The 18,080-nt window shown below is 57.3% G+C and carries 15 protein-coding genes and 1 pseudogene; 9 read left to right on the top strand and 7 right to left on the bottom strand.

The window, feature by feature from the left end; all coding sequences use genetic code 11:
- Positions 1-7: 7 nt before the first annotated feature.
- Complete coding sequence (locus tag AC0JZ8_RS02650) at positions 8-358, top strand: pseudoazurin (protein WP_471891650.1); 351 nt, start codon at positions 8-10, stop codon at positions 356-358.
- 1,007 nt (positions 359-1,365) lie between these two features.
- A complete protein-coding gene (locus tag AC0JZ8_RS02645) occupies positions 1,366-3,246 on the top strand; it encodes an ATP-dependent nuclease (protein WP_471891649.1) in 1,881 nt (626 codons plus the stop codon).
- A 155-nt stretch (positions 3,247-3,401) separates the two neighbouring features.
- On the opposite strand, the gene AC0JZ8_RS02640 is transcribed toward AC0JZ8_RS02645, so the two are convergent.
- The 4 genes from AC0JZ8_RS02640 to AC0JZ8_RS02625 all read right to left on the bottom strand — a co-directional run bounded on the left by AC0JZ8_RS02640 (position 3,402) and on the right by AC0JZ8_RS02625 (position 9,583).
- Positions 3,402-4,448 (bottom strand): hypothetical protein, encoded by a 1,047-nt coding sequence (locus tag AC0JZ8_RS02640; RefSeq protein ID WP_471891648.1) that lies wholly within the window; start codon positions 4,446-4,448, stop codon positions 3,402-3,404.
- Positions 4,438-6,102, bottom strand: a complete 1,665-nt coding sequence (locus AC0JZ8_RS02635) for an HsdM family class I SAM-dependent methyltransferase (protein WP_471891647.1) — start codon at positions 6,100-6,102, stop codon at positions 4,438-4,440. Before AC0JZ8_RS02635 ends, AC0JZ8_RS02640 begins: the two co-directional genes overlap by 11 nt.
- A 340-nt stretch (positions 6,103-6,442) precedes the next feature.
- Positions 6,443-8,251: a DUF262 domain-containing protein gene (locus AC0JZ8_RS02630; RefSeq protein WP_471891646.1), complete on the bottom strand. Its 1,809-nt coding sequence runs from the start codon at positions 8,249-8,251 to the stop codon at positions 6,443-6,445.
- Positions 8,252-8,680: 429 nt separating this feature from the next.
- Positions 8,681-9,583 (bottom strand): LysR family transcriptional regulator, encoded by a 903-nt coding sequence (locus AC0JZ8_RS02625; protein ID WP_471891645.1) that lies wholly within the window; start codon positions 9,581-9,583, stop codon positions 8,681-8,683.
- Positions 9,584-9,698: 115 nt separating this feature from the next.
- Between AC0JZ8_RS02625 and AC0JZ8_RS02620 the strand changes: the two genes are divergently transcribed.
- Positions 9,699-10,325, top strand: a complete 627-nt coding sequence (locus AC0JZ8_RS02620) for an FMN-dependent NADH-azoreductase (RefSeq protein WP_471891644.1) — start codon at positions 9,699-9,701, stop codon at positions 10,323-10,325.
- Between the two features lie 269 nt (positions 10,326-10,594).
- On the opposite strand, the gene AC0JZ8_RS02615 is transcribed toward AC0JZ8_RS02620, so the two are convergent.
- The gene (locus AC0JZ8_RS02615) at positions 10,595-11,389 is read right to left on the bottom strand and encodes an SDR family NAD(P)-dependent oxidoreductase (protein ID WP_471891643.1); all 795 of its coding nucleotides are present in this window, start codon (positions 11,387-11,389) and stop codon (positions 10,595-10,597) included.
- A gap of 97 nt (positions 11,390-11,486) precedes the next feature.
- Between AC0JZ8_RS02615 and AC0JZ8_RS02610 the strand changes: the two genes are divergently transcribed.
- Positions 11,487-12,380: a LysR family transcriptional regulator gene (locus tag AC0JZ8_RS02610; RefSeq protein ID WP_471891642.1), complete on the top strand. Its 894-nt coding sequence runs from the start codon at positions 11,487-11,489 to the stop codon at positions 12,378-12,380.
- Positions 12,381-12,588: 208 nt separating this feature from the next.
- Here AC0JZ8_RS02610 and AC0JZ8_RS02605 read toward each other — a convergent pair whose 3' ends face one another.
- Positions 12,589-12,840 (bottom strand): hypothetical protein, encoded by a 252-nt coding sequence (locus AC0JZ8_RS02605; RefSeq protein ID WP_471891641.1) that lies wholly within the window; start codon positions 12,838-12,840, stop codon positions 12,589-12,591.
- A 117-nt stretch (positions 12,841-12,957) separates the two neighbouring features.
- On the opposite strand from AC0JZ8_RS02605, the gene AC0JZ8_RS02600 reads away from it, so the two are divergent.
- The 3 genes from AC0JZ8_RS02600 (at position 12,958) to AC0JZ8_RS02590 (ending at position 14,795) form a co-directional block, all read left to right on the top strand.
- A complete protein-coding gene (locus tag AC0JZ8_RS02600) occupies positions 12,958-13,719 on the top strand; it encodes an NAD(P)H-dependent flavin oxidoreductase (RefSeq protein WP_471891640.1) in 762 nt (253 codons plus the stop codon).
- Between the two features lie 26 nt (positions 13,720-13,745).
- Positions 13,746-14,000: a nitronate monooxygenase gene (locus tag AC0JZ8_RS02595; protein WP_471891639.1), complete on the top strand. Its 255-nt coding sequence runs from the start codon at positions 13,746-13,748 to the stop codon at positions 13,998-14,000.
- 291 nt (positions 14,001-14,291) lie between these two features.
- Positions 14,292-14,795 carry a nuclear transport factor 2 family protein gene (locus AC0JZ8_RS02590; protein ID WP_471891638.1) on the top strand — a complete coding sequence of 168 codons (504 nt, stop codon included), beginning with the start codon at positions 14,292-14,294 and terminating at the stop codon, positions 14,793-14,795.
- Positions 14,796-15,510: 715 nt separating this feature from the next.
- On the opposite strand, the gene AC0JZ8_RS02585 is transcribed toward AC0JZ8_RS02590, so the two are convergent.
- Positions 15,511-16,335, bottom strand: coding sequence for a LysR substrate-binding domain-containing protein (locus AC0JZ8_RS02585; protein WP_471891637.1), 825 nt, complete (start codon positions 16,333-16,335; stop codon positions 15,511-15,513).
- On the opposite strand from AC0JZ8_RS02585, the pseudogene AC0JZ8_RS02580 reads away from it, so the two are divergent.
- Together AC0JZ8_RS02580 and AC0JZ8_RS02575 are read left to right on the top strand one after the other, a co-directional pair.
- A pseudogene (locus AC0JZ8_RS02580) lies at positions 16,295-16,630 on the top strand (aminotransferase class III-fold pyridoxal phosphate-dependent enzyme); the annotation flags it as partial. The gene AC0JZ8_RS02585 and the pseudogene AC0JZ8_RS02580 overlap by 41 nt on opposite strands.
- A 355-nt stretch (positions 16,631-16,985) precedes the next feature.
- On the top strand, positions 16,986-18,077 hold the full coding sequence (locus tag AC0JZ8_RS02575) for an efflux RND transporter periplasmic adaptor subunit (RefSeq protein WP_471891636.1): 1,092 nt from the start codon (positions 16,986-16,988) through the stop codon (positions 18,075-18,077).
- Positions 18,078-18,080 lie beyond the last annotated feature (3 nt).

The following is an 18,080-nucleotide window of genomic DNA, read 5'->3' as shown; positions in this document are numbered from 1 at the left end:
AGTAAAGATGCTGAACGGCAATGCCACCGGCGGCATGGCTTTCGAACCGGATTTCCTGTCGCTGAAACCAGGTGACATGGTGAAGTTCCTGGCGACGCAGCGGGGGCATAATGCAGCTACGATCAAGGATTTCCTCCCGAAAGGAGCCACTCCGTTCAAGGGCAAGATCAATCAGGAGATCGAAGTCACCTTCACCGAGGAAGGCTTTTACGGGATCATGTGCACGCCGCACTACGACATGGGCATGGTCATGGTCGTGCGAGTTGGTGACGCGCCGCTGGCCGAAATGAAGCTGCCGGATGATGTGCGACCGGGGGCAGTGAAGCATATTGGTCAGATTGTTGAACGGAATCAATAAGATTACGTTTCAATAATGGGTCGATAGTTCGATTCCGCTCAAGAGCGAATAGGCGAACGGACATGGCTACTTTGCGCCCGCATATCAGTCGTTCATTCGGTTCCCAACCCGTACTGAAAGCCGTCGATCGCCGCTTCCCATGGCGCAATAAGCAGAGAGTTGTCGGTCGGTGTGCGCCCTGGTAGCGAAGAACAGCGCGGGGAGCAGGCTTTGCTCCTGGAACAGATGGAAGTACCTCAATCAACGTGATCGGCCGAGGCTAACGCCAATCCCGACCAACAGCAGGCGCTCAGAAACTTCGTCCATACGGAATAACCGATCGCCCGCACAGCCACTGATATGAACAGGAAGGCAAAGTGCATATGGCCGGGTCTGCCTATTTTCGCGTGGTGTTGCTACTGTGTGAGTATAAATTGGGCCTTGACTTCGGCCGGAACTGGTGTGGATTGTTACATAGTATTGTTGTGCCCCAGTCCCCGTCAGAAGGTACGCACAGGCCCGTTTTCTTAAATCAAAATGGAGAGCACTCATGGCACTTAAACCAGGACCAAAGCCGATAGCAAAATCCACAGGGAAACCGGACCAGCGCCGCCGTGATAACAAAACCACACCAGGGAATAACCCGTCCCTCAAACCTAGCAAGTCCACCAAATAAAGCACATGAAAGACGGCTCTCGCCGATTTGCACTTCTACCCCGGCATTCGATTAAACCTGCGCGAAATACCGCCCGGACTTCGTGCCTGTCGGATGTTGGATGTCACTTTCTCGAATTCCCCGCCAATATCGGTCAGTCCGATAACGGCCCGATATGAGCCGTTCCCCCGTAGACAAGCTGCCGCCCGCCACTATGCATTTTCGGCGCGTTAGGTTTTGCAAACAACGGGTTTGCAACGTCTCAAGATATGTTATCCCATTGTCACTGATCTCCCAGTGAATTGGAACGATTGGAAGCTGAGACTGATCTCAGACTCAGCCATTCTCTCATCGTCTTATGGATGGGGGTTGCATGAGGTCGAAACTACTTAAGATCACCGTGAAGAATGTCGGCTGCATCGGATCCGAGTCCATCAGCGTCAAACTTGATGATGTTCTATGCCTGGTTGGCCCAAACAATTCCGGGAAAACGACAATTCTGCGCGCATATGAGCTCGCGGTGAACCCGGGCACGTTTACCGCGCACGATCGGTGCAACTGGGCACCCGCTGGCGAGCCGTCGGAAATCCAGCTGGATGTCCACATTCCGGCTGGCATGGGCAATGTCGATGAGAAGTGGAAAATAGTAGAGGGCGAAAAACGCATTGTACGCAGCCGGTGGAGTTGGCCGGCCGGTGAAAAGGCCGTTCGACAGACCTGGGATCCGCAAACTGGCGACTGGGCGGAGGAGGGAAAGGCTGGAGGAGCAGATAACGTTTTCACGTCCCGCCTACCAAAGCCAATGCGAATTAAATCCCTGGATGATGCTCTGTCGACTGAGGATATACTGCTCACACTGGCGCTAAGCCCCTTGGTGAAAGAACTTAAGGCACTGGAGACAGACTCGGAGTCGCAAATCTCCAAAGACAAAGCTGCCCTCGCAGCGACGGTAAATGCGCTTGCACAGCCTCATAAAAACCGATTGGACGTTATCTCGGACCAAATAAAGACCGGCTTCCAAGGGGTATTTCCAGGTCTCAGTGTCAGTCTTCATGTTGAGATGACCAGCCCTGAATTGAAAATTGATTCATTGCTGAAGCAAGGCTCTGGCATCCGCGTGGAGGAGCCCTCTGGCCAATCCCGCGTGGCCCAAAAGGGCACGGGCGCTCGGCGGGCACTATTTTGGGCAATGCTTCAGGTACACAACGAAATCAGCCGTCAGACAGAGCGGCGCGAGGCGCTATTGAAGCCGCTCAACGCCAGTCTGTTAAAGGAAAGGAAGAAAGACCCGGACAGTGAAGCAACCAAACTTATCACCCAGAAGATAGCTGCTCTCAACGAAGGTGGCGCGATTCCAGAAGATGCCGAGGATCCAGCGTTGCCTGGTTACATTCTTCTGATGGACGAGCCGGAAAATGCGCTTCACCCCATGGCTGCAAGAGCAGCTCAAGCACATCTATATGCTCTAGGGCAGCATCCCGATTGGCAGGTGTTGATAACAACACACTCACCTTACTTCGTCAATCCACTTGAAGATCACACCACGATCGCTCGCCTACAGAGATCGAGCGACGGGAAAGCGCTATCACCCCGCTTATACGTAGCGGACGAGATGGAGTTTTCCAAAGAGGAGAAAGATAACCTTCAGGCGCTCCAACTCACTGACGTAGGTTTCTCTGAGATTTTCTTCGGCAGCTACCCAATTCTAGTCGAGGGGGACACGGAACACGCTGCTTTCATATCCGCAATCGTGAAAGCTCAGCACGAGCTGGCGGGTAAGGTAAGTATTATACGCGCGCGTGGGAAAGCGATTCTCGTTCCGCTGATAAAGATGTTGCGTCACTTCAAGACCGATTTTGGCATCGTACATGATGTGGACTGGCCGCGGAGGAAAGACGGCGCAAATAACGCAATGTGGACCATTAACACGTCCATTCGCGATGAGATTATCCGTTGCCGCCAACTTGGACAAACGGTCTATCACCGTTGGAGCATACCCGACTTCGAACGATATCTCGGAGGCAAGGAGCTTGGAAAGGATAAGCCCTACGCTGCGTTTGACCGCGTTACGGGCGACGAAGCTTTGAAGACGAAAGTGAGATCGCTCATAAGCAGCCTGTTTGAGGGCGGTGCTTTCGATCCGGCTGGCCACGATGCGAACGGAGATTTTATTGCGCAGGTAGAGGCCGAACTGGTCTCATGGGCCAAATCCAGCGGGGAAACCACCAATCCACGTCTTAATCCCGTAGCTTAGTGAGCCGGCCCCAATGATCCACTATAGGAAGTAGTGCGCTCCGCTCAAATCGGATCCGGTCTGGCAAATCCAATAACATGCCAACCAGGGCTACGAAACGCACTGGGTCGCAAGGAAATTGAACACGGTGGAACCTGCGGGACCTGCTCAATATCCTATCCAAAATGATTAGACTTCTTTGGAAGGACCAAAGCTCGGCGACGCCTCGCCTCTTCATGCATGTTGACAGGAGTGGTCGCAAGAACGCGGGTAATTAAAGAGGTCAGGAAACTAGCTGGAGAAAGGTCTTCAGGGGTTCGGTCTGATAGGATTGTTACGTTAGGGAGGGCTTTGACGATACCCTCGACGGCACTGTCAGCAAGATGTACGATCTCATCCTCAGCGGGATCAGCTGTCGGCTGCGCACCAGGCTCCAAGATACCTTCACCAGGTTCTTCCACGTCAGCGGTAGGATCTGGTGGATCGCTTGAGTATTCCATCAATACTAAACAGGTCGAGTGATACGCGTCGTCCTCGCGGCCGAGCTTCGCCAAAAGGTCGAACAACCATTCGGCCGTCTTAGGCTCCTTCTCCAGGATATCGGACCGCAGGCCAAACAGAAAACCTAAAGCCGCTAGTGGGTGGCGCAAGCGAAGGTTCTTGGCGTCACCATAGGATTCCTCTATTCGGTTTGGTGCATTCTTCCCGTAAGAGGAATCCATTCGCTTCGTCGAAATCAATAATTCTGGGCCGGTTACCCAGTCTGTGATGATGACGTCAACCTGCTTCAAGTAGTTTTTCCCGAGAATCGACGCGGAAGAGGAGGTAACATTCGGGATCGATGATTTCTTTCTCAGGTGGGACTGAGCTTGAGCTCGTATCGCCATGGGAAGCGACTTGACGAATGCTGAGACAGGTGCTGGTAGAATGCGCGGATTAGCAGGCCTCGGCCAAACCTGATCCGTCCCGAAACCAGCCCTTCGAAGTTCGTAGCTGAGCCAGACATCGAGGGCGAGGGCAGGCACGCCCGTCTGCGTCTCGACTTTCAGGTGCAGCGGTACGCCGAGCAAAAGCACTAGGGTGTCGTAGTCGGGTTTGAAGAGCGGCTGGCCGTCACGTCCAAGAATCCATGGATTACTGTGTTCCCCAGCGCGAGCAGCAGCTTCGACGATGTGATCAAAAATTTCCCAGGCTTCTGCCTTCGAACTGGGTTTAGCGGCCACTGGCTGACCTCACATTGCGACGGTTTGCAAGTTCCGCGCGTGCTTTCCGGACGGCCTCGATTTGTATCGGTGAGACGTTGCCGTCGACCAGCAGTACCTCGTCAACCAGCTTAACGGCATCGAGCAGCCGACCTTTTTCCAAAAGCTTTCCCACGCTTCGCTTGATCTTGCGAAGCTCATCGGCACGAGAGGCGACCAGGGTCGGGGAAGGCATGGCCCACACGTCGGCCTCCTTTGGCTCGATCTTCAGGATCCCGCCTCCATAGGCGCGGCCGACCATTTCGGCATGCAACAAGGTGATCGAGTTCAAGCTGGCGACCGGAAGGAGTTCACTGCCCAAGGCCGTATATGCCTTGTTCAGGTAAACCCCATGTACCGAATTCAGGTGACGAGCCTTGGCCGAGTTTTCGGTAATCCGGGGGGTGTCCGCATTCATGCAGGTCAGTAAAAGGTCCGCGGGTGAAACGAGCGGAACCCGGTACCAGGTCTTGCGGACCCGGCATTTATAGGCGGTGTCGACGCCTGTCCTGTGGCCGTCGGCAATATATGCCGCAGCAGCCCTGGAAGGCGGGTCGGTTGGATAAAACAGGTGGATCGCGCTGCCATCTTCACCGAGTTTCTTTAGCTGGGCACTCGAAAGCGAGAGGCCCCGCAAATGTGAGCTTCCGGGTGGCGAAAGGCTGAGCAACTCGTCTGGGCGAAGTCCGAGCTCGGCTACGCGCTGGGGGGAAAGTGTGAAGTATTTGTTGTTTCCGGTTACCATTCCGAGCGTTGTGTCGCCCCAGGTTTCCAGATCCGTGTAGAGGCCTGCCGCCAAGAGAGCGTGCAAAAGTTGCACTGCGTCGATATCGACGAGACTGCTGGTCCACTTGCCCGCTGGGTCGGCCGGTGTCCAGCTCAGTCCCGGGCCTAAAGTGTCGAGCGTTGCAGCGTTCTTAGTTTGGCGGATCGTTGCAGAATCCGCCGGCCCCTCAAGGTAGCCATCAGCAAGAAGAAGCACGACATCCGCTTCCGCCTCCGGGAACACTTGCTCATCGAACAATACGAGCTGCACGTCGCGGAATCGATTGAACAGGAACTTGCGAACGGGGGCGGCATAGTTCACCGAGAGTAGTTCGGCGGGCAAGACGAACGCCAGTCGGCCACCTCTTTTAAGGAACAACGCCGAGTGTACGGTGAACGCAGCCCAACTGGATGCGAGCCCCGTCAGGGAAATCCCGCCCCTGATGGCCGCCTCCCGGGCACGGGCACGGGCTTCCCCCGTAAAGTCCTGGTATCGGATGAAGGGAGGGTTTCCGATGACGGCGTCGAACGCTGGATCCGGCGTAACGGCAAAGAAGTCGGACAGTTGGATATCGGCCTCGCCCCCGGCTTCAGCGACCCGCTTGCGGGCAACCTCTGCGCTGTGGGCGTGTATCTCCACGCCATGAACCATTGGGCACGAGCGCCTGCGTGGAGCGAGTTCACGAAGGCGATTGACCGCGGAAACCAGGAATGCAGCGTCGCCAGCAGCAGGCTCAAGCACGCGATCCTCAGGCGCGCGAATGGCCCATTTCGAAATGAAACGGGTAATCGCGGGAGGCGTGAAGAACGCGCCTCTCTCCTTACGGAGGACGGGTGTGTCGATAGGGTCGCGATGGGTAACGAAAGTCACGGCTAGCTCCCGAATCGTGCACGCATGGGTTCGCTGTCTTGCCGCTTACCTATCCTATACCGGTAAATTTCTGTCTACTATTTGTTCTTGTTTTCGGACTGCGGATTCAGTGGAAATTGCGACACGAGTTTTCGGTCAAGTGCAAAACAATGCCTAAACCGTATCCGGGCAAGTTTTATGGGTGGTGCAGCAGAACGCCCACAAAAAAGATTTCTGAAAAAAGCACTGTTTGGCAGAGTTCACGGCACAAATCGACTAGCCCTGACAAACAGTGCAGCTGGTTTGGACCTGCATCTCGCTACCCGCGAGTATCGCAATTTTAGCTTTGTGGGGTATTCACTTATCCAATGGGCCACTGTGTCACCGCAAGTTTTGCGAGTTCCTTCGAGCGGTTCCCCACATGCACGAACTTAAAGGCACTCATTTGAGCAACGTCCTGGGTTAGCAGTATCGACGAGAGCTTGTAATTGGCTTTCTTGAAAGCGAACGGGTTGTTCGATGCGCGAATATTTAGATCGCCGGCGAACAAGGTGAGATTACCGATCCGATTCACATGCTTTGGATGAAGTCGCTTGGCTCTGTCACCCAAGTAATCCTCCCAATTGCCGAACTCCTCGCGGCTCCGTTTAGTCGTGATTTTTTGCGGAATGATGTGTTCCACATGGACTGCGTCAGTTCCCAACACGCCGAGTTCGGGGTGCTTACCGTGTTTCGCCAGCTCGATCTGCTCAAGGCAGTAGCGAGCCCGGTCCATGATATTGGATGTAAATTGAGCGGCGGCAAACTCTTCCTCGAACTTTTCGTCCGACGGGGAGAAGTCCCTGTAAGACTCCTTGATTGCTGCCAGTGGGTCCGTCGAGTCAATAGCACATAGGTTCGCGAAGAGCGTTTCCGTCTCGTTCGACCTTTCCCGGCATACGTGCCGCCGCAGGATGAATGCCTCGGTCCGACGAAGAACCTCGAGGAAGGCTTTGCGGTTGGTGCCGCCAGTACGGAGATGCATGAGGAACCCGTATGCCTGGGTCGCCTTGATCATGCGAAGATTCCGCAAATGACGGTCAACGGCGGCGTCACCGGTGTCGTGATTGATAAGCTCGCTATAAACCTGCGCGGACTTCACCAATCCCTTCAGGAACTGTTCAAAGCTCACTTGGTCGGGCTCGGAAGACCCGATGTCGATCTCATCCAGCCCTTGCGCGGCCGCTACATCTTCCGGCTCAAGCGTCGCTTCTTCCTCCTCGGCTTCCTCCTCGTAGGCATACCACTTCCTGTCGGGCAACTTCTCCGCCTCGACGATCTGTCGCATGAAGAAACCTTGGAATTGGCCGACAATCTCAGCCTTAGTCAGTCGTGACTGAGTTTTGGACATCAAGAAGTAACGAAAAAAACCGTCGGTATCACCTCTGTCGAGGAATTTAATGATCTTGCCCCAGCTTTGCTTGGCGTCACTTAGGGCCGCTTCGCTAAAACGTGCCGCGTTGCCCAACAAGAAGTTTTTGATAAGATCCGTAGGGCTGAGCTTCAATCCTCGATTATTGATCGTCTCGAAGAGCTTGAACGCGTCCTTGGCGTTGCCGACATCCAGTCGGATCACAAGCGCTTGGTTCAAAAGCCGATACTTAAAGGCCAGCAGGTCATCGATCTCCTGGTCCCCGACCCACTCCCTTGCGTTGGCGAAGGCGTTCGACAAGCGCTCATTTAAAAATGATCTTCCCTCCTCGACTTCGGGATTCTTAGCGAGATAGTCAAATTCCTCTGCATCCATAGTGTCCAGTGCGATTTTGGGAATAGCCGGACCACTGTAAGGTCGAGCTGTCAGCAGTCGATCCAGCTCCTGGACATGCTCTGATAACAATTCGACCTTGAATCGCTCTCTCAAACATTCCAGGAGAATGGCGATCGTCGTCAAGCGCTGTTGTCCGTCCACCAGCTCCAGCGGATTAACCCCGGCCTTGTGGTTCCCGGTTAGGCAGACGATACTTCCCAAAAGATGGTGGTCGTTGCCGTCGATGAAGTTGATGTCATCAATCAGATCGAAAAACTGTTTGTCGAGCCAGGAATATCGCCGTTGATAGGATGGAATCACAAACTGTTCGTTGGATGATCCGAGGATAAGGCTAAGGGCGAGCGTATGGGTGACGATCTGCATTCAAGACATTCCAGATTTCTGATTCTGTCAGCAATAGTATTGCTTCCATGCAACTTGGACTAGAGCGGATCTCAAGCTGGACAGTCTTTTAGGGTATTAGTTGCGCGGAAGAGAACCCGTCTCCCCGCTAGGAACTTCAACACGTTAGATCTACCCGAATAACAGGGTCGCAGGTTCCGAGTGGTTCAAGGCGACCTTCAGTATCGCCGAGGCAATTCCGCGCCGGACTCTAAAGGCTTCAACAATCTTGCAAGGGGTTTGTTAGCATAAGTATAATCGTGAATGCGACGCCCGCGCCGAGATTATGCAGGCCACTGACATCGGCGATGATTGAGCGATGGTCGGCTGTACGCGCAGCGCAAATTTACAGGTACAGATCCACTGAGTGCTACTTTACCCTCGCTTGTCCCGTTGTTCCGGGGTCTAGAATCATTCCACTGCCAGTCGATTGCGCAAGTCGGAGAGCAACCATGTTCCTGCACGGCCCAGAGGCCTGCCGCGCATATGCGCCGCATAGACGGGTAGTGCCTCGGCGCGTGGAACCGCACCGTTGCTAAGGTTCAATTCTCGCAGACGTCCTGCCTTTATGAACGGGTCGACGAGGTGCAACGGCATTCGGCACCAGCCAAGACCTGCGAGCAGGAAATCCAATCGGCGGCCGAGGTCGGCAAATTTCCATATCCGAGTGCTGACGACGCCGTAGTTCGGCCCGTCGTTTTCCAAACTGCTGGAGAGGACAAGTTGCACGTGGGCTTCGAGATCGTCGGCCCCCAGGTCGCGATCGAGGCAAGCTAGTGGATGCGTCGAGGCCGCAACGGCGACGAGTTCACGGTTCAAAAGTGGATAGGCCTGCAGGTCTTCAGGCACGGTCGGGAGGAGCATGCAGAATGCAAGCGACGCGGAGCCCGCCCTTAGACGCCGTTCGGCTCCATCCAAGCCTTCCGTGAAAAAAGAAACTGGCAGATCGGGAAACGTCCTCCTTAGTCCCTTGATGCTTTCGATGATGGGATCGGTCGGGACCAGAGGATCGATTGCTAGGGAAAGCGATGGCTCCAGGCCTTGCTTGGCCCCCTCAGCAATCGCTTCGAATCGCTCGGCCGTCCTGAGGACCGCACGCGCCTGCTCCACGAGAACCCGGCCAATCGGCGTCAGCTCCGGCCGATGGCCGGTTCTGTCGAAGAGTTCAACCTGGTGAATATCTTCCAGCGTTTTGATTGCTTGGCTGATCGCCGACTGGACGCGGCCCAGCGCCCGTCCAGCGGCCGAAAAGCCTCCTTCATCGGCGATAGAGACGAGCACGCGAAGCTGATCCAAAGTCAGTGAGCCAATCATCGTCATCTCCAAAACCGATAGATTCAATCATAATTTCATCGATTTCAAAGATCGAATCAATTCGCTACCCTTAGGGCTGATCTCGCCGCTTCCCCGCGGCATCAAAGGAGTTGAAATGCCGACACTGCTCGTGATCGAATCCAGCCCGCGCGGCGGCCAGTCCATATCACGCGGCTTGACCGCCATGTTTGTCGAACAGTGGAGGGAGAGAAACCCAAACGGGCGCGTTGTCGAACGCGATCTTATGGAAAGCGACCTACCCTTCGTGACCCTGCCATGGCTCTCGGCGTACTTCACACCGCAGGAACTTCACACCTCGGAGATGCAGGACATCATCAAGCTCTCGGACACTTTGGTCAATGAACTTCTGGCGGCCGACCATATCGTCATCGGAACGCCGGTCTACAACTACAACGTACCCGCGGTCTTAAAGGCCTACATCGACCACATCGTTCGCAAGGGCAAGACGCTCGGCTTTTCCGGCGAGGGATTGGTTCATGGGAAGCAGTGCACGATCCTGATGGCATCGGGCGGAGTCTACACGGAAGGCTCGCCGATCCGCGATCGAGACATCGCGACGAGCTATCTCAGGTTGATACTCAAAGTGATAGGCATCGAAGACGTCGCGATCGTGGCGGGCGGAAACGCGAAGTTGGTGGACATGGGGCAGACGACCAAAGCTGACTTCCTCCGTAGGTTCGCCCCGGATATTGCCAGAGCGGTCGGTGCAACGCCTGCCTGAGCGACCCTCCATCTCCCGTAGGCGAGGTCCAGCATTGCCGGCGGGAGAAAGCCCTCCGCCGGACCCAACTCGCGCAGGTCGCAGAGCTTAACCATGGGGTTCCGGTGGACACGAGTACGCAACCGTCGTGAACCATTTTCATGACGTCCCTTTCGCTTAGGGCTTTGTTTGCCAAAGGCCAGTCCACATTTTGCATGCCGGCTAAACTGGACAGTACACTTGAGTTGTAGGCCTCTACCGTGCCCCTAGCACGAAGAGGCCTACCAGCATCAGAAACGGTATCGCAATGCAGGCTTGCCGGTCTGACTCGCTGCGAACAACGCATCGCGGGCAGATTCGTAACGTGCCCAAAGCTCCACATCGTCTATCGAGGGCAGGGTTGTGTTTTCGCCCCTGTCGAGCCCTGCCAGTGCCGCGTCGACCAGGTCATCGACGCTCATGACGAGCTCCTCTGGAATTGAATCGAGTGGCATGATGCTGCCGTTATAGATTTCGGTAGCGACACCGGCTGGCAGCACAACCTGCACCCGGACATTCGTGTCCCTGAGTTCAGCCTGCAGACCCTTACTGAACAACAGGACATATGCCTTGCTGCCGCTGTAGGCCGAGGTTATCGGAAAGGCATTGAACGCCATGACCGAACCGATATTGACGATCGTACCGTGGTTGCGGGCGATAAAGCCCGGAAGCGCTGCGCGGGACAGATGGGTCAGCGCAGTGATGTTCACCGCGATCATTTTGTCGATCGCCGCCTGCGGCAGGTCCGTGGAGCTGCCGAGGGGTGAGACACCGGCGTTGTTGGCCAGGAACTCGACCGAGGCATCTCCCTTGAGGATATCGCCGACCTCCGCCACGCCGGCTTCGGTCGACAGATCAGCAACGACGGCTCGAACCGCGACGCCATAAGTGCCGGCCAAGTCATTGGCAAGTTGTTCAAGCCGGTCGGCGCGACGGGCAACCAAGATCAAGTCGTGGCCGCGGGCCGCCAGACGCCTGGCGTAAATTGCACCGATGCCGGATGAAGCGCCGGTGACAAGGGCCGTGGAGCGGGTGCTGTTGGACATTTGGTATCTCCGTTGGAATTGTGATTAGGAGATAGGACAAGGACGCCTTTTTGATTAGACTGAACAATGTGAATGGGTTCATTGGTTGGGTCTATGAATGAAGCGTGAAGATCTGAGCGACCTGGCAGCTTTTGTCGCCGTTGCCGAGGAACGTAGTTTTACGCGCGGAGCGGCCCAGCTTGGCCTGTCGCAGGCGACGCTGAGCCAAACTGTGAGCAATCTTGAACGACGACTTGGCATCCGGTTGTTGGCCCGCACGACACGCAGCGTTCGCACCACTGAGGCCGGACAAAGGCTACTCGAAACTCTTCGGCCGGCCTTCGCGTCCATCGATGAGCAGGTGCAGGCGCTTGCGGCCTTAAGCGATACTCCCTCGGGGACTATCCGGATAACATCGATCAGATATCCGGCCATGGCGCTGGTTCTGCCAGCTCTACCCGACTTCCGCAAAGCCTATCCTGGCGTCAAGTTGGAAATCTCCGTCAATGATGCCTTCACCGATATTGTGGCGGGTGGCTTCGACGCAGGCATCCGCTTTGGCCATCAAGTCGAAAAGGACATGATCGCGGTGCCCATCGGCCCAGATGCCCGCGCCGCAGTGGTGGCTACACCGTCATATTTCGAACGGCATCCAAAGCCCGACAGTCCGCGCGATCTTCACCTGCACGATTGCATCAATTTCCGTATGGCCAGCGCGGGCAACATTTTTCGCTGGCAATTCTCGGAAAACGGTCGCCCCCTTGAGGTCAAGGTCGATGGCGCACTGACCGTAAATGACGGCGACGCCTTGGAGGCTGCAGTTACCCGTGGGCTTGGCCTCGCCTACATCTTCGAGGAACAGGTGGCCGACCACCTCACCAGTGGTCGACTCATCCGCTGCCTTGACGCGTGGTGCCCACCTCTGCCGGGCTATCACCTCTATTATCCGACGAGGCGCCAGAAGACGCCGGCTTTGACAGCACTGATCGATACCCTGCGGCTTCGACGGTGAAACAGCTCACGACGTGCAGATCAGGGCGCCGCAAAGTCGCAGGCGGCTCGCGCCTTCCCTTAGTCACGTGACGGGCTGAGAGATCGGTTCCTATGTTATCAAGACCGAAGCCATGCATCGTGAACCTAAATGGTGACACCGCAGCCCGCCGGCTCCGTTGACCAGATCGCGATGCCCGTAGCTGGCGACGATGAGAAAGCAAAGGGTATCACTCTCTCACTGGTCGGAATCTGAGCGGAAAATGACTGTTTGGCAGAAATAATTTCCGCTTGCGACGGGCCACGTCGATGTCCCCGTGGACGATGTTCATGACATCGTGATCGAGCAGCAGCTGCAGCTTGACCTCCGGATAGGCTTTGCGGAAGCCAGCCGGAAGCGGCACAAGGGCTTTGGTCACGAGCCAGTGCGGTGCCGTGACCCAAGAACGATGGCGACCGCGCCCCAGATAGATCGCTGGCATGACCGATCTATCTGGGGCATCCGTCTGCCCAAAGCAAGCTGACGCGCCAACGCCGGCACTGTGGTTGTTGCGATGCGCAAATCTTGAATTCTAGACGGAGCCGCTTATTCTAGCTTCATGAAGCTGCGCGATCTTTTCACTCATCCAATCATTCAAGCACCCATGGCAGGTGTATCGACTCCGGCCCTGGCGGCTGCCGTCTCCAACACCGGCGCACTTGGGTCGATCGGGATCGGCGCAAGCTCACGATCGGCAGCTGAACGTCTGATCTGCGACACTCGCGTCCTGACAGCGGCACCCTTCAACGTCAATGTGTTCTGCCACGCCCCGCCCCAACGTGATGCTGCAATCGAGGCGGAGTGGCTAACCTTCCTGACCCCGCTCTTTCAAGAGTTCGGAGCGGTCGCGCCGACCGGACTTTACGAGATCTACCGCAGCTTTATCGACGACGACGACGCCTTGCGCATGCTGCTCGACATGCGGCCTGCGGTGGTGAGCTTCCATTTTGGCTTGCCGTCGCAGGATCGCATTCAGGCTCTGCACGATGCAGGCGTGTTCACAATGGCGACGGCCACGAATGTTGATGAAGCCCGCCAGATCGAGCGAGCAGGAATAAGCGCGATCGTCGCGCAAGGCATCGAGGCGGGAGGACATAGAGGGCGATTTGACCCTTCACAGCTTGACCCGGAACTGAGCATGTCTGTTCTGGTAAGTCTGCTCGTGCGTCACGTTCGCATACCGGTTATTGCGGCGGGCGGGATTATGGATACAGACGTGATCAAGGCCGCTCTGGCGCTCGGTGCAGCGGCTGTGCAGATGGGGACAGCCTTTATCCTTTGCCCGGAAAGTGCAGCTGATGCGTCTTACCGCGCTCCCTAAAGAGTGACCGGGTGTATGACACGCGATTGACCACTGCCATTTCCGGGAGGCCGGCGCGGGGCCTCGCCAACCGGTTCATGATCATGAGTGCAGATGGGCCAGCGGCTCCGAGCTACCCGGTCGCCTACGATGCAGGCAAGGCCCTGCATGCCGCCGCAAAGGCAAGGGGCAACAACGAGTTTGCAGCGCAATGGGCTGGGCAGGGGGCGCCGTTGATCCAGGACCTGCCCGCCGGTGATCTCGTCGGCCAGTTCGTTCGCGGACTGGACGCCGTTCGATAAATCAGACGCAACCGCCTCGGGATGCCTTGCATGGTTACGCTGCCTGGCAAGGCCGCGTCGGCCCTGCGGGACATGAAGCAGCGTTTCGCCGTGTCGCCCGCCAAATTTTGAGAAACGTAACGGGCCACCTCGTCGCCATCTCGATGCACGACACAAGCGCGGTCGTTCCAGCGCCGAGACTGTAATTTTAGGCATTTGATTTCAACCACTTACCAATGGGTAAGTACTTGACGAGATATTGTGGCAATTCTAGATGCGAGGTCAGATCCCACTCCAACAAGGATGAAAACCATGACTCTCGTCCATCGCCGCTCGATCTTGACAGGGCTCGCAACGATCGCAGCAATGCCTCTTGCAAGGCAGGTTCACGCGCAGGCGCCAAAGCCTCAGACGAACGAGGCGATCATCAGAGAACTGTACCGCGTTGCCGAGGGCGACAGTCTGAACGCAGACACATTCGTGTCGCTTTTCGCGGACGATGGATACTTTCTTGACGTATCTTCCGGGCAGAAGTGGACCGGCCAAGAGATCCGTGAACCAGTCTTGGGTCTGATATCAGCTTACCCCGACATGCATCGTGAGCTTCTCAAGTTCTATTCTACTGCTGACGATGTGGTCGTCGTCGAACTGAAACTGCAGGGTACCCATCAGGGTGATCTACCCCTTCCGGATGGTGTGCTGCGCGCCACGGGCAAAACGTTCGACACGCCGTGCTGCGACGTGTGGCAGCTCACGGATGGCAAGGTGAAGTCGTTCCATTGCTACAACAATCTTGTCGCGACGCTGAGAAGCTAAGCAGGCAGAATTGAGAGCGGGCGATACCAAGAGCTCAACTGGGCTCAACGGATGACTGTTCGTCAGATCCGCAAATCGACCATCAACCCGGCTGTCTCTTAGGCCTTTTCCTCGCAGACAATGTTGCTGCAATCTTCTCCTGTTTTCTGGCGTTCGTCCCGGTCGCCGCGAGCGACGCCGCTGCGCGTCCCTCATAGACCGTTAGAGCAATCCCAATAGGAGATGAACACTATGCTGCAACGTTCCTTTGCCGAACATCGTCGATCTGCGACTACCATCTTTTCCATAAGCTTGTTCGGTCTCGCTTTAACCGCTTGCGTGTCATCCGAAGAACAACAGTATCGGGACTCTGGCACGTGCGGGAATTTTGGCGCCCCCTATGGGTCTCGCGCATACACGGACTGCATGCTTCAACAACAGGCGCGACGTGACGACGCCCAAACGTCGTCGCTGGAGCAGATGCGATTGACGCAAGAGGTTGCCCGCAACGCTCAGGGCATGACGGATCGCGCGCGCAGGGACCGCTGCAGGCGCGATCCGGATCGGCGTGAGTGCCGCCGGTAAGCAGTGCGCCGAGGCGTGGCTCGAGAGGTCGCGGCAGAGCGGCATGCCTTCGACAATGTTTTTGCCCTGGCTCTGACGACGGCACGTTTCAAACACGAAGGAGGGCTGCATGGCAGCCCTCTAGAAATCGCCGACGTTCCGCGGCAAAACCTCACAAAAGGGGCAGCGCACTGCGAATGTAGTCCTCCAGCGCTCGTGAAATCGAGGGCGGCTGGGTCTCGGCGAACTCCACGGCGATGCCGATAGTGGGAAGGGCTGGAAGCCCGGACGTGACGATGTGAAGGTCGGGCGGCACGGCGGTTCGCGTAAGAACGCTGATGGCTTGCCCGGACCGCGCGATCGCAATGAGGCCGGCGAGACTGTTGCTGGCGAAGGCGACCCTGTAGCGGCGGTTGGTCGCCTGCATGGCATCGCATGCCGCCCTGTAGTCGAGGCTTGTGGGGGCTGATAGCGCCAGCGGAAGAATGGTGTGGGCAAGGACGTCGGGCACTGGTGCGTCCGCCACCCATACAAAGCTTTCCTCTCGAATGATCTCTTGGCTATCAAGCTCCGGGATCGACACAAGTCCCATGTCGATCTGCCGGCGATGCAGCAAGGGACGCAGTTCGGTGGTCGGTGCACACACCATTCGCAACTCCACCTCGGGATGCAGCGCACAAAAATCCCTGAGCAGCTCGGGCAGGAACGCGATCGAATAGTCTTCCGGACAGCCGAGGCTCACCGAGCCCTTCAGTGCCGTTCCGCCCATGTCCGCGAGGATTTCATCGTGCTGGGCCAGGATCGTTTCCGCATGCACCAGCAGCTTCTCACCGGCTGCGGTCAGCCGCACGCCGGACCCGCTGCGGTGCAACAGGGCGTGGCCGATCGCATCCTCAAGGCGCTGCATCTGCATGCTGAGCGCCGACTGGGTGCGGCCAACCTGAAGCGACCCGATGCTGATCGAGCCGGCCGTCGTGCGTGGCGACCGGCTGCGCAAGGGCCTCGTTTCCTTGAAGCAAAAGTTCGACTGCGTCGGAGACGTTCGAGGGCGCGGTCTTCTGCTTGGGCTCGAGGTGGTAGCAGACCGCCACACGAAGGCTCCCGGCTTCGAGCTCGGAGCCCAGGTCATGGAACAGGCCATGCACCGGGGCCTCAGCATGAATATCGTCAAGCTCCCCGGCATGGGTGGCGTGTTTCGCATCGCGCCGCCTCTGACGGTTTCTGACGCAGAGATTGATCAGGGCCTCGAGATCATGTCGGAAGCGCTGCAGGCTGCAATCGCAAAACCGTGAGTGCGTAAACGGTTTGGCCGAAAGACACATCCGCAGCCCGGCGTTGCCGCGGCAGCAGGATGCCGGCGACGGACTGGCTGGCCATCGAACACCAGTGCCGATCCCTAGATCCTCCGTTCCATCTGAGGTGGCCTCGATTGCAGTTCCGGCAGGCCGCAATCAGAACGACGTGTAATCCTCGTAATGTTCCTGCAATCTCTAGGCGGCCAAGTGCAGCTCTCCAGTCGCGGTGCCTGACCACCGCCGCAGTGGATCGGGCGTTCGCTTGCCGCTCTTGAGCGGACGCCCGGCAATCCCGCCGCGTGACACCCGACGGAGCCGAGCCTGCAGCCAGTCTCACACAAGGACCGCCACCATGACGAATTATCAGCGGTGGATTTTCCGCTTCGCCGCCATTGCTGTTACAATTGGCTTTGCAACGACGGTCTCGGCACAGCAGGCTGCAGGGACCCTGCCGATCGAGCTGTCGCGCGCTGACGTCAGCACGGCTGTCCGCCAGGACATCGCCAACGAAGTGCGCATTGCCGGGTCGCTAACACCGATCCGCCGCTCGACGCTCACATCTCGCATCTCTGCGACCATTCTCGAACTGCCCGTGCAGGTCGGCGACGTCGTCAAGGCCGGGAATGTTCTGGTCCGGTTCGATACGGACGCGCTATCATCTGCCGTGACTGCGCGGACCGCGGAGGTCGAAGCGCTCGAAGCCCAGACGGAACTGGCCTTGGCGGTTCTGGAGCGCAATACGACGCTGGGCGAGCGAGGCGCTGCCTCCGAAGCGACGCGACTGGAAGCGCAAGCCAATGTTCTCAATCTGCGCGCCCAGCTACGCTCGAAACAGGCCGAGCTTGCCGATGCAGAACGCTCGCTCGCCTACGCCGAGTTGCGGGCCGAATTTGATGGCACCGTCTCCGCTCGCCCGGTCGAGCAGGGCCAGACAGTGCCGCTCAATACCGAACTCATGACGATCGTTGACCTCAGCCGCATGGAGGTTGATGCCGGTGTTCCCACCAGCCGCATCCCGCTCGTCCGGCTCGAGCAGCCTGTCGAGCTGAGCGTCGAAGGATTTCCGGGCCGCAGCTTTGTCGGTAAGGTCATGCGCATTTCACCGACAGCGGTTGCTGGCTCGCGCGCCGTGCGCGTGTTCATCGCCATCACCAACGACGAAAGACTGCTGCGGGGCGGGATGTTCACCACCGGCATCCTCAAGGTGGATGATCAGAAAAGCGTCATAGCGCTGCCAGTGGCCTCCATCCGCCATGACGCAGAGGGGACTTTCGTTCTCAAAGTCGCCAATGGTGCCTTGCAGAGACAGCCGGTCGGGCTCGGCATCAGCTGGGCCGATCGCAATCTCGTGCAGGTATCGGGTGTCGCGGAAGGCGACGTCGTCGTGACGGCGCCCTTGCCGGATCTTGTGGCCGGCGCGTCTGTCACGGTCGAAGGGACATAACGG

The organism is Velazquezella soli (assembly GCF_977018685.1).
The sequence above is the reverse complement of the archived record's forward strand: the minus strand, read 5'-3'. Positions and strand labels throughout refer to the sequence as shown.

Bases quoted from the DNA above. Each gene is read 5' to 3' on its own strand.
- AC0JZ8_RS02650 (WP_471891650.1), top strand. From the start codon at position 8: ATGCTGAACGGCAATGCCACCGGCGGCATGGCTTTCGAACCGGATTTC.
- AC0JZ8_RS02645 (WP_471891649.1), top strand. From the start codon at position 1,366: ATGAGGTCGAAACTACTTAAGATCACCGTGAAGAATGTCGGCTGCATC.
- AC0JZ8_RS02630 (WP_471891646.1), bottom strand. From the start codon at position 8,251: ATGCAGATCGTCACCCATACGCTCGCCCTTAGCCTTATCCTCGGATCA.
- AC0JZ8_RS02625 (WP_471891645.1), bottom strand. From the start codon at position 9,583: ATGATTGGCTCACTGACTTTGGATCAGCTTCGCGTGCTCGTCTCTATC.
- AC0JZ8_RS02620 (WP_471891644.1), top strand. From the start codon at position 9,699: ATGCCGACACTGCTCGTGATCGAATCCAGCCCGCGCGGCGGCCAGTCC.
- AC0JZ8_RS02615 (WP_471891643.1), bottom strand. From the start codon at position 11,389: ATGTCCAACAGCACCCGCTCCACGGCCCTTGTCACCGGCGCTTCATCC.
- AC0JZ8_RS02610 (WP_471891642.1), top strand. From the start codon at position 11,487: ATGAAGCGTGAAGATCTGAGCGACCTGGCAGCTTTTGTCGCCGTTGCC.
- AC0JZ8_RS02605 (WP_471891641.1), bottom strand. From the start codon at position 12,840: ATGCCAGCGATCTATCTGGGGCGCGGTCGCCATCGTTCTTGGGTCACG.
- AC0JZ8_RS02600 (WP_471891640.1), top strand. From the start codon at position 12,958: ATGAAGCTGCGCGATCTTTTCACTCATCCAATCATTCAAGCACCCATG.
- AC0JZ8_RS02590 (WP_471891638.1), top strand. From the start codon at position 14,292: ATGACTCTCGTCCATCGCCGCTCGATCTTGACAGGGCTCGCAACGATC.
- AC0JZ8_RS02575 (WP_471891636.1), top strand. From the start codon at position 16,986: ATGACGAATTATCAGCGGTGGATTTTCCGCTTCGCCGCCATTGCTGTT.